Genomic DNA, 14315 nt, shown 5'->3' on the forward strand with positions numbered 1-14315 from the left:
GTAGTTGGGTGTAATAGTAGAATGTAACTTTATTTCAGAATACAATGCAGGCATTGAAATTTCGTTTCATAGCTTGGAGTATAAACATGAGCATTAAAGTAGCGATTAACGGTTTCGGCCGCATCGGCCGCCTCGCATTGCGTCAAATTGAAAAAGCCCACGGCATCGAAGTCGTCGCCGTCAACGACCTGACCCCTGCCGAAATGCTGCTGCACCTTTTCAAATACGACAGCACACAAGGCCGTTTCCAAGGTACTGCCGAATTGAAAGACGATGCCATCGTAGTAAATGGCAAAGAAATCAAAGTTTTCGCCAATCCGAATCCCGAAGAATTGCCTTGGGGCGAGTTGGGTGTGGATGTCGTCCTTGAATGTACCGGTTTCTTTACCAGCAAAACCAAATCCGAAGCACACATCCGTGCCGGCGCGCGCAAAGTCGTGATTTCCGCACCTGGCGGCAATGATGTGAAAACCGTCGTATATGGCGTAAACCAAGACATTTTGGACGGCAGCGAAACCGTCATTTCCGCTGCTTCCTGCACCACCAACTGCCTTGCCCCGATGGCGGCAGTCCTGCAAAAGGAATTCGGCGTAGTCGAAGGCCTGATGACCACCATCCACGCCTACACCGGCGACCAAAACACCCTTGACGCGCCGCACCGCAAAGGCGATTTGCGCCGCGCCCGCGCCGCCGCACTCAACATCGTGCCCAACAGCACCGGCGCCGCCAAAGCCATCGGTCTGGTTATCCCCGAATTGAACGGCAAACTCGACGGCTCCGCCCAACGCGTTCCCGTTGCCACCGGCTCGCTGACCGAATTGGTTTCCGTCCTCGAACGCCCTGTAACCAAAGAAGAAATCAACGCCGCGATGAAAGCTGCCGCCAACGAATCTTACGGCTACACCGAAGATCAAATCGTTTCTTCCGACGTCGTCGGCATCGAATACGGCTCGCTTTTTGACGCCACCCAAACCCGCGTGATGACCGTAGGCGACAAACAACTGGTGAAAACCGTCGCTTGGTACGACAACGAAATGTCCTACACCTGCCAACTCGTCCGCACTTTGGAATACTTTGCAGGCAAAATCTAAGGCTTGAACAAACCTGTGGATAAGTAAATGCCGTCTGAACACATTGCGTTCAGACGGCATTGTTTGTCTGTAACTTGATATTGCGGCTTATGGCGAACAAACAACAGCCGTTTGTTCATCTGCTATGCGGCAAAACCGGATTTTTGCCCGATTTAAAGCGGGGTTGGGGAAAGATCAATAACGGTTGCGCGGTTTTCCTCGATTTGAAACTTGACTTCGTAATCCGCAATATTCATCACATAAATCCGTTCGGGAATATCCTGATAGGCGGGGCGCGGGTCTTGGGCAATACTTTGGCTGATGAGATTTTTGGTGCTTTCAGATAAATTTTCCGCGCCGATGTTTTCCTGCCAAACGACTTCCAACTCTTCGGGTTTGCCGCTGACAAAGCCGGATACGGCATCGGGTTTGGATTCGACAAAGGGGATGTAGGGCTTAATGTCCACAATCGGTGTGCCGTCCAGCAGGTCTGCGCCGCTGCAATAGAGGCGGACGGGTTTGTCGGTTTCGATGCGTTCGAGTTTCAGGAGCGAGAGTCCGAGATGGTTGGGGCGGTGGGGGCTGCGCGTGGCGAATACGCCCATTTTTTGTTTGCCGCCGAGCCGTGGCGGACGCACCATTTGTACCCAGCCTTCATCTAATACGCCGTGAAAAATAAAACTTATCCACACATAGTCGAAGTGTTCTAGTCCGCGCACGCTGTCTGCGGTAAATTCGGGATTCAGCTCGATGCATACTTCTGCGGCGGAGACCAAACCGGGCTGGCGGGCGATGCCGAATTTCTGTTTGTAGGGCGAGCGGGCGGTGCCGATGGGGGTAATGGTATAAGTCATAAGGTTGTGGATAAGTTTTTTGGAAAAACGCTATCTTATCACAGCCGGTTTTACCGCTTTCGGGCAGTAATTTGTTATAATACAGGGCATTTTAATCGCGTTGAAATAAAGTAGCACAGAATCCTTGTGTCCAAGACACTCTTAAAAAGGCATTGGAGCATTGATAAAAAAAAGAAGCATAACGGTTCGCTATAACGAAGAGGGAATCCCGTATATTGCACCCAAGTCAGGTTGTTATCTTTCCTTTCATATCTCACCTATAGGAGGTGAGATTGAAATTTTGGGTAATAAAATCGGATTACAGCTTCTAGCAAGGAGCATCTTAGGTATAGCTAAAATGGAGGAGGTGGATATGACATATCATATTCACCTAGATGAATTGTACTCCTTAAATAAAGAAGGTAAGAGTTTTGTTATTCGTAAAATAGAGAATGACGATCTTAAGTGAAGAAGTAATGAGATGATTGTTTCCATTGATGTTGATGCACAAAAAACTTTTACGCCTTTGTGTCCTAAAGAGCTGCCTGTAAACGAGGGGCATTTGATTGTCGAAGAGTTGAATGCCCAAGCCGCTTTGGCGGATTTGCGCGTGATGACGAAAGATGCGCATCATGCGGCAGCGAAATGGCTTGTGGATAATCCTGTTGATATGTTAAAGCCGACAGGTTTGCCCGATGCGGATTTGACTTGGGTGGCTCATGCGATGGTCGGTACTCGCGGCTATGAATTGTTGGACGGACTGCCTTCTGCCAAGGAATACGATTATTGCGTTTGGAAAGGCGTTGATCCTGAATTGCATCCTTACGGCGCGTGTTTTCACGATCTTGAGGAAAAACTGAGCACAGGGTTGATCGAATGGCTGCGTTGTCAAAATACGGATACGGTCATTGTTGGCGGGTTGGCTACGGATTATTGTGTGAAAACAACGGTTTTGCAGTTGTTAAAAGGCGGCAATTGGCAGGTTATCGTCAATGAAGCGGCTTGTCAGGGTATTGCGCCGGATACCATCGAAACGGCATGGCAGGAAATGCGTTCTGCCGGTGCAATTATCTTAAAAAACGCTGAAGAAATTAAAAAAATATATTAATAATCAATAAGTTAAAATTGTTTCACGTGAAACACACTTCTTAAATATGAAAATTTTGCTTGTCCGCTTGTCCAGTATGGGCGATTTAATTCACACTTTGCCCGCAATCGAAGATTTGGTGCGACAATGCCCTGATGTGGAACTCCATTGGTTGTGTGAAGCCGGATTTGCGGATATTGCGCGCCTGCATCCGTTCGTAAAAAAAATCCATGTGATGAAATGGCGGCAATGGCGCAAACATCTTTTTCAAGCAGAAACTTGGCAGGAAATAGGTCGTCTGAAACAGGCCTTGCGGCAGGAAGCATTTGATTTTGTATTGGACAGTCAAGGTCTGATTAAAAGCGCGTGTTTCGCCAAAATGGCAAAATCCCCTATTTATGGTTTAGATAAAAACAGTGCGCGCGAGGGATGGGCTGCTTTGGCGTATGATAAAAAGTATGCTGTACCGAAAGGTAGAAATGCCGTTTGGCGCAACCGTGAGCTGTTTACCCAAGTGTTTGGGTATGTAATGCCTGAAACGCAGGTATTTGGTTTGATTGTTCCTGAAGCAGGTTGTCTGAAAAATTTAGAGCAGCCGTATTATGCGGTTTTGCACGCGACCAGCCGGGACAGTAAGTTATGGCCTATGGAAAACTGGCGGGCCTTGCTGCAAAAGCTGAATGAAAAACAACAATGCAATGTTTACCTGCCATGGGGAAATGAAGCTGAAAAAACGCGTGCCGAACAAATTGCAGACGGGCTGCCGTTTGCCATAGTGTGCGCTAAAATGAATTTATTACAGGCGGCATACCTGTTGAAACACGCGGTCGGAATTGTCGGCGTGGATACCGGTTTGCTGCATTTGGCAAATGCTTTAGAAAAACCTGTGGTCGGTATTTATACCGATACCGATCCGATTAAAACAGGCGTTCAGGTTTCGCTAATTGCAAAAAATTTGGGCAATATCGGGCAGATTCCGACCGCAGATTTGGTTTATCAAACGCTGATGGATTGTGTTGCAGCAGACAAAGGCTAAAGGGTTGTCTGAAACTGATATAACGGCATGGTATTTACAGTTCGTTGAATGTAGGAATGTATATCCACCAGCCTGAGTAAATGCTTTAAAAATGGTATAATCGGCAAGCATTATCCGAAAGATTTCTGAATGAATTCGTTTCTAAGGAAAACGGATTTGATTTTATAGAGAAGAAGGTTTGGTTTTGCTTGATAGTGAAAGCGACGTTCTTTTTAGGAGAATTCAATGAAAGCACTGGTCGCAGTAAAGCGCGTAGTGGACTACAACGTCAAAGTTCGTGTAAAAGCCGATGGTTCGGATGTGGATATCGGTAATGTCAAAATGTCGATGAACCCATTTGACGAAATCGCTGTGGAAGAAGTCGTCCGACTAAAAGAAGCCGGAAAAGTAAGCGAAATCGTAGCGGTTTCTTTGGGCGAGAAAAAATGCGAAGAAACGTTGCGTACTGCTTTGGCGATGGGTGCCGACCGTGCAATTCATGTTGAAACCGATGCGAAATTGGAGCCGCTGGCCGTTGCTAAGCTGCTGAAAGCTGTTGCGGACAAAGAAAATCCGCAAATTTTCTTTTTGGGCAAGCAGGCAACCGATGATGATGCCAACCAAGTGGCGCAAATGCTAGCAGCTTTGCTGAATGCGGCGCAAGGTACGTTCGCCTCCAAAGTACAGATTGAAGGCAACGAAGTGCAGATTGTGCGCGAAATTGATGGCGGCGAAGAAACGATTGCGTTGAAACTGCCTGCAGTCATCAGCGCAGATTTGCGTTTGAACGAACCGCGCTTTGTCAAACTCCCCAATATTATGGCGGCAAAGAAAAAACCTTTGGAAAAACTGGCTCCTGCCGATTTAGTTGCCGATATTTCCCCTCGTCTGAAAACGGTGAAATTTGCCGAACCTAAGGCGCGTCAGGCAGGTGTAAAAGTAGCAAGCGTTGCCGAATTGGTTGAAAAATTGAAAAACGAAGCCAAAGTGATTTGAGGAGACTGAAATGAGTGTATTGATTATTGCCGAACACGACAACAAACAGTTGAATCCTGCTACTTTGCATGCTGTTACCGCTGCCGCCAAACTGGGCAAAGTCGATTTATTGGTTGTCGGAAACGGCGCATCGTCCGTCGTGGAATTCGCGAAGCAAGTAGCGGGAGTGGAAAAAGTTTTGGTTGCAGATGCTACTCATTATGCTGAAGGTTTGGCTGAAGAGTTGGCTCCGCTGGTTGTTAAATTGGCGGCGGATTACCGATATGTTGCAGCAACGGCAACCACATTCGGTAAAAACCTTCTGCCCCGCGTAGCCGCCTTATTAGACGTACCGCAAATTTCTGATTTAACCGAGATTGTAGATAACACGACTTTTGTACGTCCGATTTATGCAGGTAATGCATTTGAAACCGTGCAAGCTGATTTAGAAAAGTTGGTGCTGACCTTCCGAGCAACGGCTTTTAATGCAGCTCCTGCACAAGGTGGTCATGCCGAGGCAATTAATGTTGAAGCAACCCCTGCTCAAAACCTGAGCCGTTTTGTGAACCGCAAGCTTTCTCATTCCGATCGTCCTGAGTTGACTCAGGCAAAAGTGATTGTTTCCGGTGGTCGTGCGTTGGGTAGTGCTGAAAAATTCAATGAAGTGTTAACTCCTTTGGCGGATGCGTTGGGTGCGGCAATCGGTGCATCCCGTGCAGCAGTAGATGCTGAGTATGCGCCAAACGATGCTCAAGTTGGACAAACCGGTAAGGTGGTTGCGCCACAGCTGTATTTTGCAATCGGTATTTCAGGTGCGATTCAACACGTTGCCGGTATGCAAGACAGTAAGGTGATTGTTGCAATCAATAAAGATGCTGATGCGCCGATTTTCAATGTAGCCGATTATGGATTAGTAGGTGATTTATTTGAAATCGTTCCACAATTAACAGAAGCATTGAAAAATTAATGTTTCACGTGAAACTTTCAGACGACATCGTTATTAATGAGGTCGTCTGAAAACATTTCAGCATGATTACGACTTATAAAACCATTACTTCCCCGACGCAGGCTGAGTTTAAAGATAAAGGCAGCCGTTTTATTGCATTTGCCTATCCGATTCGGATATTGTCTGATGTGAAAAAATACCTCGATCCGTTAAAGGAAGAACATCATAAAGCGCGGCATTGGTGCTATGCCTATCGTTTGGGTGTAGATGGTATGCAATTTCGTGCCAACGATGATGGAGAGCCATCAGGAAGTGCTGGACGACCAATTTTGGGACAGATTGATTCGGTGGGTATCACCGATGTTTTGGTTGTGGTCGTCCGCTATTTCGGCGGTACTTTATTGGGCGTTCCAGGTCTGATACATGCGTACAAAGAGGCGACGGCTCAAGTGTTGGCAGTTGCAGAAGTGGTTGAAAAGAATATTGAAAAAACCGTTTGGCTGAAATGTGAATATCCGTTTTTGAATGAAGCGATACGCATTGCCAAACAATATCAGGCGGATATATTGGAGCAGGATTTGCAGTTGGATTGCCGATTGACGGTAAGTTTGTCGTTGGCAAATTATGAGGCCTGTGTTGCGGCTTGGAAGAATACACGGCAGATTAAAGTAAATACGGAAAAGCCTTTTGAATGAAAAGGTCGTCTGAAAATCCACATCTTAGGGTTTTTAGACGACCTCTTCGCTGATTAATCTTCTTGCGTATATCTGTCCAAGGCATCGACGCTGGAGCGCAAATATAGCCAAGCCAATTGATGGAATTCGCCAAGCGCGTTCCATAGTGCATCTTCACTCATAATGCTGTATTCGCCTTCCGTACTTAAATCCAGTTCCGCCCCGTCTTCAATAGCCTGATGACACGCCTGATATTCGTGGGTGTAGAAATTAGCCATATCGCGAATTAAAGCGACGGCATATTTCCAACGGCGGATGTTTTCTTCTAATTGCGGTAGTAAATAACACCATTCGCGGTATTTGCTTTGGATTTCATCAATACGTTTTTGTATGTTTGCTTGTCCTTTTTTAATTTGTGAATAAGTTGAATAGGTTGCAGAGTGGAATGAAACGGTTTTTTGTTTAATTTCACCAAAATTTCTTTAAACGGGACAAAAGTCCCTTTGTATTGAGTTTTCGTTAAAAGTACATATTTGTCAAGGAGATGGCATGAAACTGCTGGTTATCGGTAATGGTGGTCGCGAACACGCGCTGGCTTGGAAATTGGCGCAGTCGCCCAAAGTGGAAACAGTATTTGTTGCGCCCGGTAATGCCGGTACGGCGATTGAACCCAAGTTGCAAAACATCGCCTTGACTGCGCATCAGGATTTAATTGAATTTTGTCGTAAAGAAAATATTACTTTTACCGTCGTTGGCCCTGAAGCGCCTTTGGCGGCAGGTATTGTGGATGATTTTCGTGCCGCAGGGCTGAAAATATTTGGTCCGACACAATATGCGGCGCAGTTGGAAAGTTCTAAAGATTTCGCCAAAGCATTTATGGCGAAATACAACATTCCAACCGCGCAATATCAAACCTTTAAAAATACCGATGCTGCACACGATTACGTCAATCAGAAAGGTGCGCCCATCGTCATCAAAGCCGATGGTTTGGCGGCAGGTAAAGGCGTGATTGTGGCAATGACTTTGGATGAAGCGCATGCTGCAATTGATGATATGTTGTTGGGCAATAAAATGGGCAATGCAGGCGCACGCGTTGTGATTGAAGATTTTCTGCAAGGCGAAGAAGCGAGCTTTATCGTTATGGTTGATGGTAATCATGTATTGCCTATGGCGACCAGCCAAGATCACAAGCGTCTTTTAGATGGCGACAAAGGCCCGAATACGGGCGGTATGGGTGCGTACAGCCCCGCGCCTGTGGTAACGCCTGCCGTGTACGAGCGCGCGATGAACGAGATTATTTTGCCGACCGTAGCGGGTATGAAAGCGGAAGGGCACGAGTTCACCGGCTTCCTGTACGCAGGTTTGATGATTGATAAAAACGGCGCACCCTATACGATTGAGTTTAACTGCCGTTTCGGCGATCCAGAAACCCAGCCGATTATGAGTCGTTTGAACAGCGACTTGGCGGATTTGGTCGAAGCAGCAATAGACGGCAAACTCGATAGTGTAGCCGCAGAATGGAATCCGCAAACTGCCGTAGGCGTGGTGCTGGCGGCGCAAAATTACCCCGAAACGCCTAAAAAAGGCGATGTTATTTCCGGTCTGGATGCTGCCAACCAAGTAGGCAAAGTTTTCCATGCTGGCACAACGGCAAACGGGAAAGGCGACGTATTGACCAACGGCGGACGCGTATTGTGTGTCGTAGGATTGGGCGATGATGTGGCGCAAGCGAAAGCCAAGGCATATGGCGCGTTGGAAAAAATCAGCTTCGACGGGATGCAATACCGTAAAGACATTGCCGATAAAGCGATTAACCGTTAATTAGAAAGAGGATGATGCCGTCTGAAGCCAAGTGACTGATACGCTTCAGACGGCATTTGATATTATGTTATTTCCGAGAATTATCGCAGCATCAGCGCAACGTAAGTTAAGCGTTTATTTGAAAAAAGGCGGTTTGGTCGCTTATCCGACCGAATCTTGTTATGGTTTGGGGTGTCTTCCGACATTAGCCAAAGCACTCGGTAAGTTGGCTCATTTGAAAAAAAGGCCGCAACACAAGGGTATGATTGTCATCGGGAATCAATTTGAACAGTTGCAGCCTTTACTTCAAATGCCGTCTGAAAATCTGCAGGCTATGCTTAGAAAAGAATGGCCCGCCCCTAAAACGTTCCTATTATCTGCCAAATCCTGCGTATTACCTGAGTTACGCGGGAAACAGCGCAGCAAGTTGGCGGTCAGGGTTCCCGCCCATGTAGGTGCGCGCCGCTTGTGTCAGGCTTTGCAAACGCCTTTGGTCTCGACTTCGTGCAACCGCGCAGGCAAACGCGCGTGTCGGACGGAGAGGGAAGTCAGAAGGCAATTCGGACGCGATGTGTGGATTGTTGGTGGGAGAATCGGCAGGCAGAAATTGCCGAGTCAGATTATTGACGGGGAAACAGGTAAACGTTTGCGTTAGATATGGGTGCTTGAATGAAAACTTTTTTGCATACACAAAGAAAAAATTTTTCGGATGGTATTTCTCTACATGATTGTTATTGCACAGAGATAAAGGTAGAAGGACACAACGTCTGCTTTGATTTTGAGGACGGTTTTATCGTTCTGAACAACAATCCAAACAATCAAGCGGGCAAGCATCTAAAAACAGATTTTTCCCGTGTTGTTTTAACCCATGAAAATGGAAACGCCGAAGACGATTATTTGGTCGATATTTTTGAAGACATCGTCTTTTTAGGGAAACGTTTGTTTACGGTCAGAAAATTTCTTGATTTTTCTGAATTGCTTGAGATGGTCAATACACAAGGTTATTTTCTTGAATTTCTGTATCTGTATGAGTGTATCGGTGTCAAAACAAGCGATTATTTTTTAGAGGCTGTGTTGGTTACGGGACGGAGCCGGAAATGCAAAAAATGCTTTATCAAAATTATGGGGGCAAGCAGTTTTGTGTATCAATGGAACAATTTACGTTTGGATAATGAAGTTGTATAGCGGGTTTATATTTCGGATGAAAGCCGGTTTAAAAAAATAATGTGGATAATTTCAGGGATAACTTTTCAGGGAAATGGCAAAATGCCGTCTGAAATGCTGATATTTCAGTATTTCAGACGGCATTTTTATGATAAGGCTTGTGGATAAGTTTGTGTATAAGTTACAATCAGAGTTTTTTTCCGCATACGGTTTCATATTGTTTTTCGGTTAATGTCCCGGACAGGATGCTCATCGGGCGGAGGGAAGAGGCTGTGTAGCTTTGTGTGGAAATTTCTGTGTTTTTTGTATCAAACAACTGTAGCGAACTTAAGCGGTATGTTTTGTTGTTGCAGTGGATTTCCCACTCTGCAATGGCAGTCTTGTATGCGGGGGTGTTGGCAAAACGTTCTTGTTTTAGATTGGTAACAACTTTTTTATCTTGGAAAATCATCAGATTTCCGTTTTTTCTCACGCTGTCTTTATTGATATATGTATGAATATTGCCGTTTGAGATCGTGCCGGTATTTTCCCATCGGGCAGACTTGTCCGGTGTGCTGCAGGCGGTTAGCAATATAGGGAGTAAAACGAAAGATAGGAAGATTGGGCGCATTAGGGTTTCCTTAATCATTGAAATCCGCTCATTCAGAAAGAACGGGTTGGGCGGGAGGGGTAGTGCCGTCTGTGAAATAAGGCAAATATGGCAAATTGATGCAGCCTTCGTGTTTTGCGTATTTATACATTCCGTATGGAGGAATATGCTGCTTTTGAAGCGTGTATTATGGATGAACTGCCGATAACAGTAAATCGGTTTGATTTGTTTCCGTCAGCTTATGCCGTCTGAAGCCCTTTCAGACGGCATTTATTTTGAAGTTCGGGTTGTTTTTGCCAGTGATATTTTGATGGTTTGAAGCTGTCTTTTATATTCCCGGCAATGCGGGCAGAACAGCAGGTGCATATATATAGAAATCTTCTCGCCCAGGGTGGTTTCCTGTTCCTGATGTTTGGAAAGAAGCAGGGCAATATCGCGGCATTTTTTCATAACGTTACTTCGGGTTTTCTTGGTTGAACCATTTGATTTGCAGGCATTGGCGCAATGATTCTCGGGCGCGGTGCATAATGGTGTGGTAGTTGGCCGTGCTGATACCGCACATTTGTTGTATTTCGTCGGATGAAAAACCGAGTATTTCCTTCAGGGTAAATACCCGTGCGGTGTTTTCAGGCAGGTTGTATAGGCAGCTTTGCAGAATTTTTTGGAATTCGTTGTTATTTAATGATTTTTCCGGAGTGTTCCAATGTTGAGGCTGCCCTTCCGGCGTCCAATGCCCGTTTTTGGAAAAATGGCTTTCAAATGCTTCATCCAGCAGCTCGTCATCCAGTGCGGTAAAGACTTTCCTTTGTCTCCCGATTTGACGTAATGCGTCAATAATTTTGTTTTTCAATATGGCAAAAAGCCAGCTGTTGACAAGTGCCCTGCCTTGAAAACTGTCGCCTGCGCTGTATGCGGACAGCAATGTTTCCTGCACTAAATCTTCAGCCAAATCAGGGTGGTCGGGCAATTGGAGCCGCGCAAAATGCAGAAGCAGTTTGCGCGACTCCATTAATTCGGCATCGGTCAGGTCGGGTAGCGGCATAGTATCGGGAACAAGGTAATTTTATGCGGATAGATGGTTTTGGCCCGGGGAATTGCCTTCCATATTTTCGGATATGGCGGATAAAGAGGGGATGATAATCCTTTGTTCAATCCAGCCTGACCATTTCCCAAGCAAAATATTTTTCCAATTATCGGCTTTAGGCATAAATTCGACAAGGGTTTGGGCGAGGGTGTCAAATGAAAGCGCGGAGGAACCCATTATCTCCAGCAGCATCATATCGAAGCCGTCCAATGTTTGGTACATCACATCATCTTCGGCGTTTCGCCATATTAACAAGGCTGTTTCCGCTTCCTGCAAATCATCGGTAACATCGTATCGATATTGCCGGATAAAGGCCGCAGGGGAGGGCGTGTATTTGCTGTCATTTGAATAATGAATGTCGGGAATATCCGGAATTTGTGCAACTTCTGCCAGCAATTGGGTATATTCAAAATCCATCAGTGCCAAAATGCCGTCTGAAAGCGGCAGGCTTCGGCAATATTGTAGGAACTCGCCGGGGATTTCTTGAAAATAAGGCGTTTGGGCGCGCGCGTCGCGGACGAAACCTTCTTTCAGATGGCCCCATTCTTCGCTGTCAAAGTATTGCAGCGTTTCGGTATAGCAGCGGTCGATAAAGCTGTAGATATTGTTGCGTATCAGGCGGATATAGACATTCAACCGCTCTTGCGGCAGGCCGTCTGCGGCTTCGCCCCCGCGTATGGCTTGGGCGAAACGGTGCTGGTATTGGGCGGAGGTTTCAGGCTGCACGGCGGTATTCCTTTCCGGCACGCGTTTGATAATCGGCGATTTTGGCAACTTCGGCTTCGAGTTCGGCAAAAGGCGGGAAATTAAAATCGCGTTCCAACAGGGTGGGCGGAATCGTCGGCAGCTTGGCATAGGCAAGTTCGAGCAAGTCCCAAACAGTCGGCAAAACCGCGGCACCGTGGGTATCAATCAACAATTCCGGCGTTTCCACGTCATGCCCGGCAATATGAATATAGCACACGCTCCCTGCATCCACATTTTCTAAAAAGGCTTCAGGCGACAGCAGACCGTGATTGACGGCGTTGACGTAGATATTGTTCACGTCCAGATGAATGCCGCAGTCGGCTTCACGGGCAACCGCGTTGAGAAACTCGACCTCGTTCATCTCGGCAAGCGGAGAATGCAGGTAGTAGGACGTGTTTTCCACGGCGATGCGGCAGCCCAAACGGTCTTGCACTTCGCGGATACGCCGCGCCGTATGATGCACCATTTCTTCAGTGAAGGGCAGCGGCAACAAATCGTAAAGATGACCGCCGTCGTGGCAGTAGCTCAAATGATCGGAGAAAAACGTGCAATCGTAACGGCGCATCATTTCTTTGATGCCGTCTATCAAATCAGTATCCAGCGGGGCTTGCCCGCCCAGCGACATAGACAATCCGTGCAACGCCAGTGTCAGCCGTTCCGCCACGCGGTCAAACTGTTTGCGCGCCCTGCCGCCCATTTTCAGCCAGTTTTCCGGTGCGGCTTCGATAAAGCATATCGGGCTGTCGTCTGAAAGTGAAAGAAAGTCTTCCGCCAAGTCGCGGCGGTAGCCTAAGCCTGCGTGTTGAATCATATTTTTACCCGGTTCGGATGGCACAAAAGAATAATGTGCTGGTTTAAAAAAATCTTTGTTTGCCGTTAAAAAAGCCGCATTTTACTGAAAAACGCGGCTTGGTTTGAAGGGACGGGATTATTTAGAACCGCATTTGCCTTCGCCGCATTTGCCTTCGGCAGATTTGGCTTTGGCTTTAGATGCTTTGGTGTGTTTGTGGGCTTTTTTTACGGTTGCACCGCATTTGCCCTCGCCGCATTTGCCTTCTCCTGCTTTAGAAGCAGCCGCGCCGCACGAACCTTCGGCAGATTTGGACGCGCCGCAAGAGCCTTGGGTGGATTTTTGAACGCCTGTTGCGTTGCTTGCAGGTTTGTCGGCGGCAACGGCACCGGCGGCCAAAGACAGGGATAAAGCACCGGCGAGTGCGGCAGCAATGTTTTTGTTCATTTCTATTTCCTTTTCAGAATATCAAGTTAACGAGATAAGGTTGGAATGTTTAAAGTCAGATTCCACGACTGAATCAATCTTGTTTCAGACGGCATCGGGGGCAAAACCGTTTTTTCAGCAGCGTATCCAGCGACCATCCGCCCGCACCCTGCAAAAGCAGCGGGATTAATACCACGATATAAATTAAAGCCATTTTATAACCGTTGTCGCAGACATTGTAACCCGAACCGGCGTGAACCGCAGCCCAGGCGACGGCGGTAACGACCATCAGCCCCAATGCCGACAGGCGCGTTGCCAAACCCAAAAGCAACAGTACGGGCAGCAAAAGCTCCGCATACATCGCAAGATTCCAGTTTAACGCGTCCGGCAGCAAGTTGAACGGGAATGGAAATTGATCGTTGATTTCGGAAAACCAATTCTCCCCGTTCCATTTTTGCAAACCCGATTCCAAAAATTCATATGCGGCAAACAGACGCAAAACCAGCATAGCGGATGCCGTCTGCCAAGTTGTTCCGATTTTCATAAGTATTCCTATTTTGGTTCTGTTGATACCCCATTAGACGGATTTTGTCGGAAAAACTGACACTCGGCAGCCAACAATTTAACAAGTTAATGAATATAAAAAGAAAGTATTTTGACGGAAAGAAAGGGAAAAAGGCGGGATATTTGGATAACGGCGGTGTTGTGAGATAATTCCCGCCTTGGACGGTATGCTTTCAAATGCTAATCCCGACAACAACAAAACGGGACTACTCGATGATAATTTATCAAATAAAACACATTAAAAACAATCAATATGGATAAGGGTGTAAAAAAATACGGAAAAATCTATGAAATCTCGCTCCCAAATGGGAAATTTGCTTACATATGTAGGGTGAGGCAATACGAGTTTGGTATTTTTGATTATCTCTCGGAAAAGACAGCCAATATGGATGAGCTTCTTTCTGTTGGGTTTAAGACTTATAAAGCCTGTATAGAAACAGCCATAAGAAAGAAGATTTGGAAACTGATAGGGCAAGTTGATTTAGAGAAAGAAAATATAATATATCCAGATTTAGCGATTTTCTTATCATACAATAAAGAACTTTTTATTA

Annotated in this window: 19 protein-coding genes and 1 pseudogene; 11 read left to right on the plus strand and 9 right to left on the minus strand. The window is 46.4% G+C overall.

The genetic code is table 11. The features are described 5' to 3' along the window. The first annotated feature begins 86 nt into the window (after nucleotides 1–86). Nucleotides 87–1091 carry a type I glyceraldehyde-3-phosphate dehydrogenase gene (gap, locus tag Q9I99_RS07765; RefSeq protein WP_301667609.1) on the plus strand — a complete coding sequence of 335 codons (1005 nt, stop codon included), beginning with the start codon at nucleotides 87–89 and terminating at the stop codon, nucleotides 1089–1091. A 152-nt stretch (nucleotides 1092–1243) separates the two neighbouring features. Here gap and tsaA read toward each other — a convergent pair whose 3' ends face one another. Continuing rightward, entirely contained in the window at nucleotides 1244–1924 is a 681-nt protein-coding gene (gene tsaA, locus Q9I99_RS07770; protein ID WP_301667608.1) for a tRNA (N6-threonylcarbamoyladenosine(37)-N6)-methyltransferase TrmO, read from the minus strand. Between the two features lie 160 nt (nucleotides 1925–2084). Between tsaA and Q9I99_RS07775 the strand changes: the two genes are divergently transcribed. The 6 genes and pseudogenes from Q9I99_RS07775 (at nucleotide 2085) to Q9I99_RS07800 (ending at nucleotide 6621) form a co-directional block, all read left to right on the plus strand. After that, on the plus strand, nucleotides 2085–2372 hold the full coding sequence (locus Q9I99_RS07775) for an Imm32 family immunity protein (protein ID WP_301667607.1): 288 nt from the start codon (nucleotides 2085–2087) through the stop codon (nucleotides 2370–2372). 12 nt (nucleotides 2373–2384) lie between these two features. After that, a pseudogene (locus tag Q9I99_RS07780) lies at nucleotides 2385–3021 on the plus strand (nicotinamidase). Between the two features lie 36 nt (nucleotides 3022–3057). Then, complete coding sequence (waaC, locus tag Q9I99_RS07785; RefSeq protein ID WP_301667606.1) at nucleotides 3058–4026, plus strand: lipopolysaccharide heptosyltransferase I; 969 nt, start codon at nucleotides 3058–3060, stop codon at nucleotides 4024–4026. A 225-nt stretch (nucleotides 4027–4251) separates the two neighbouring features. Beyond that, nucleotides 4252–5001: an electron transfer flavoprotein subunit beta/FixA family protein gene (locus Q9I99_RS07790; protein WP_301667605.1), complete on the plus strand. Its 750-nt coding sequence runs from the start codon at nucleotides 4252–4254 to the stop codon at nucleotides 4999–5001. Between the two features lie 10 nt (nucleotides 5002–5011). After that, on the plus strand, nucleotides 5012–5947 hold the full coding sequence (locus tag Q9I99_RS07795) for an electron transfer flavoprotein subunit alpha/FixB family protein (protein WP_301667604.1): 936 nt from the start codon (nucleotides 5012–5014) through the stop codon (nucleotides 5945–5947). Nucleotides 5948–6009: 62 nt separating this feature from the next. Next, nucleotides 6010–6621 (plus strand): IMPACT family protein, encoded by a 612-nt coding sequence (locus Q9I99_RS07800; RefSeq protein ID WP_301667603.1) that lies wholly within the window; start codon nucleotides 6010–6012, stop codon nucleotides 6619–6621. Between the two features lie 53 nt (nucleotides 6622–6674). Here Q9I99_RS07800 and Q9I99_RS07805 read toward each other — a convergent pair whose 3' ends face one another. After that, nucleotides 6675–6992: a DUF4298 domain-containing protein gene (locus Q9I99_RS07805; protein ID WP_301667627.1), complete on the minus strand. Its 318-nt coding sequence runs from the start codon at nucleotides 6990–6992 to the stop codon at nucleotides 6675–6677. 157 nt (nucleotides 6993–7149) lie between these two features. Here Q9I99_RS07805 and purD point away from each other — a divergent pair, with 157 nt between their 5' ends. The 3 genes from purD to Q9I99_RS07820 are packed head-to-tail and all read left to right on the plus strand — an operon-like array spanning nucleotide 7150 to nucleotide 9585. Further along, nucleotides 7150–8421: a phosphoribosylamine--glycine ligase gene (purD, locus tag Q9I99_RS07810; protein ID WP_301667602.1), complete on the plus strand. Its 1272-nt coding sequence runs from the start codon at nucleotides 7150–7152 to the stop codon at nucleotides 8419–8421. 31 nt (nucleotides 8422–8452) lie between these two features. Next, nucleotides 8453–9055: an L-threonylcarbamoyladenylate synthase gene (locus Q9I99_RS07815; protein WP_301667601.1), complete on the plus strand. Its 603-nt coding sequence runs from the start codon at nucleotides 8453–8455 to the stop codon at nucleotides 9053–9055. 14 nt (nucleotides 9056–9069) lie between these two features. Further along, nucleotides 9070–9585, plus strand: coding sequence for a hypothetical protein (locus Q9I99_RS07820; RefSeq protein WP_301667600.1), 516 nt, complete (start codon nucleotides 9070–9072; stop codon nucleotides 9583–9585). 166 nt (nucleotides 9586–9751) lie between these two features. Here Q9I99_RS07820 and Q9I99_RS07825 read toward each other — a convergent pair whose 3' ends face one another. The 7 genes from Q9I99_RS07825 to Q9I99_RS07855 all read right to left on the minus strand — a co-directional run bounded on the left by Q9I99_RS07825 (nucleotide 9752) and on the right by Q9I99_RS07855 (nucleotide 13744). Next, nucleotides 9752–10192: a surface-adhesin E family protein gene (locus Q9I99_RS07825; protein ID WP_301667598.1), complete on the minus strand. Its 441-nt coding sequence runs from the start codon at nucleotides 10190–10192 to the stop codon at nucleotides 9752–9754. 231 nt (nucleotides 10193–10423) lie between these two features. Next, nucleotides 10424–10603 (minus strand): zf-HC2 domain-containing protein, encoded by a 180-nt coding sequence (locus Q9I99_RS07830; RefSeq protein WP_301667597.1) that lies wholly within the window; start codon nucleotides 10601–10603, stop codon nucleotides 10424–10426. A gap of 4 nt (nucleotides 10604–10607) precedes the next feature. Beyond that, nucleotides 10608–11195, minus strand: a complete 588-nt coding sequence (locus Q9I99_RS07835) for a sigma-70 family RNA polymerase sigma factor (protein WP_301667596.1) — start codon at nucleotides 11193–11195, stop codon at nucleotides 10608–10610. Between the two features lie 21 nt (nucleotides 11196–11216). Continuing rightward, complete coding sequence (locus tag Q9I99_RS07840) at nucleotides 11217–11963, minus strand: HvfC family RiPP maturation protein (protein ID WP_301667595.1); 747 nt, start codon at nucleotides 11961–11963, stop codon at nucleotides 11217–11219. Further along, nucleotides 11953–12795: an HvfB family MNIO-type RiPP peptide maturase gene (locus tag Q9I99_RS07845; RefSeq protein ID WP_301667594.1), complete on the minus strand. Its 843-nt coding sequence runs from the start codon at nucleotides 12793–12795 to the stop codon at nucleotides 11953–11955. The genes Q9I99_RS07840 and Q9I99_RS07845 overlap by 11 nt, the downstream gene beginning before the upstream one ends. Nucleotides 12796–12912: 117 nt before the next feature. Next, nucleotides 12913–13221 carry an HvfA family oxazolone/thioamide-modified RiPP metallophore gene (locus Q9I99_RS07850; RefSeq protein ID WP_301667593.1) on the minus strand — a complete coding sequence of 103 codons (309 nt, stop codon included), beginning with the start codon at nucleotides 13219–13221 and terminating at the stop codon, nucleotides 12913–12915. 73 nt (nucleotides 13222–13294) lie between these two features. Then, nucleotides 13295–13744: an HvfX family Cu-binding RiPP maturation protein gene (locus tag Q9I99_RS07855; RefSeq protein WP_003710760.1), complete on the minus strand. Its 450-nt coding sequence runs from the start codon at nucleotides 13742–13744 to the stop codon at nucleotides 13295–13297. Nucleotides 13745–14017: 273 nt separating this feature from the next. Here Q9I99_RS07855 and Q9I99_RS07860 point away from each other — a divergent pair. Continuing rightward, nucleotides 14018–14315, plus strand: a 298-nt coding sequence (locus Q9I99_RS07860) for an Imm26 family immunity protein (RefSeq protein WP_304666199.1), incomplete at its 3' end; no start/stop codon positions are given.

This window comes from Neisseria basseii, from assembly GCF_962707005.1.
Classification (GTDB): Bacteria; Pseudomonadota; Gammaproteobacteria; order Burkholderiales; family Neisseriaceae; genus Neisseria; species Neisseria bergeri.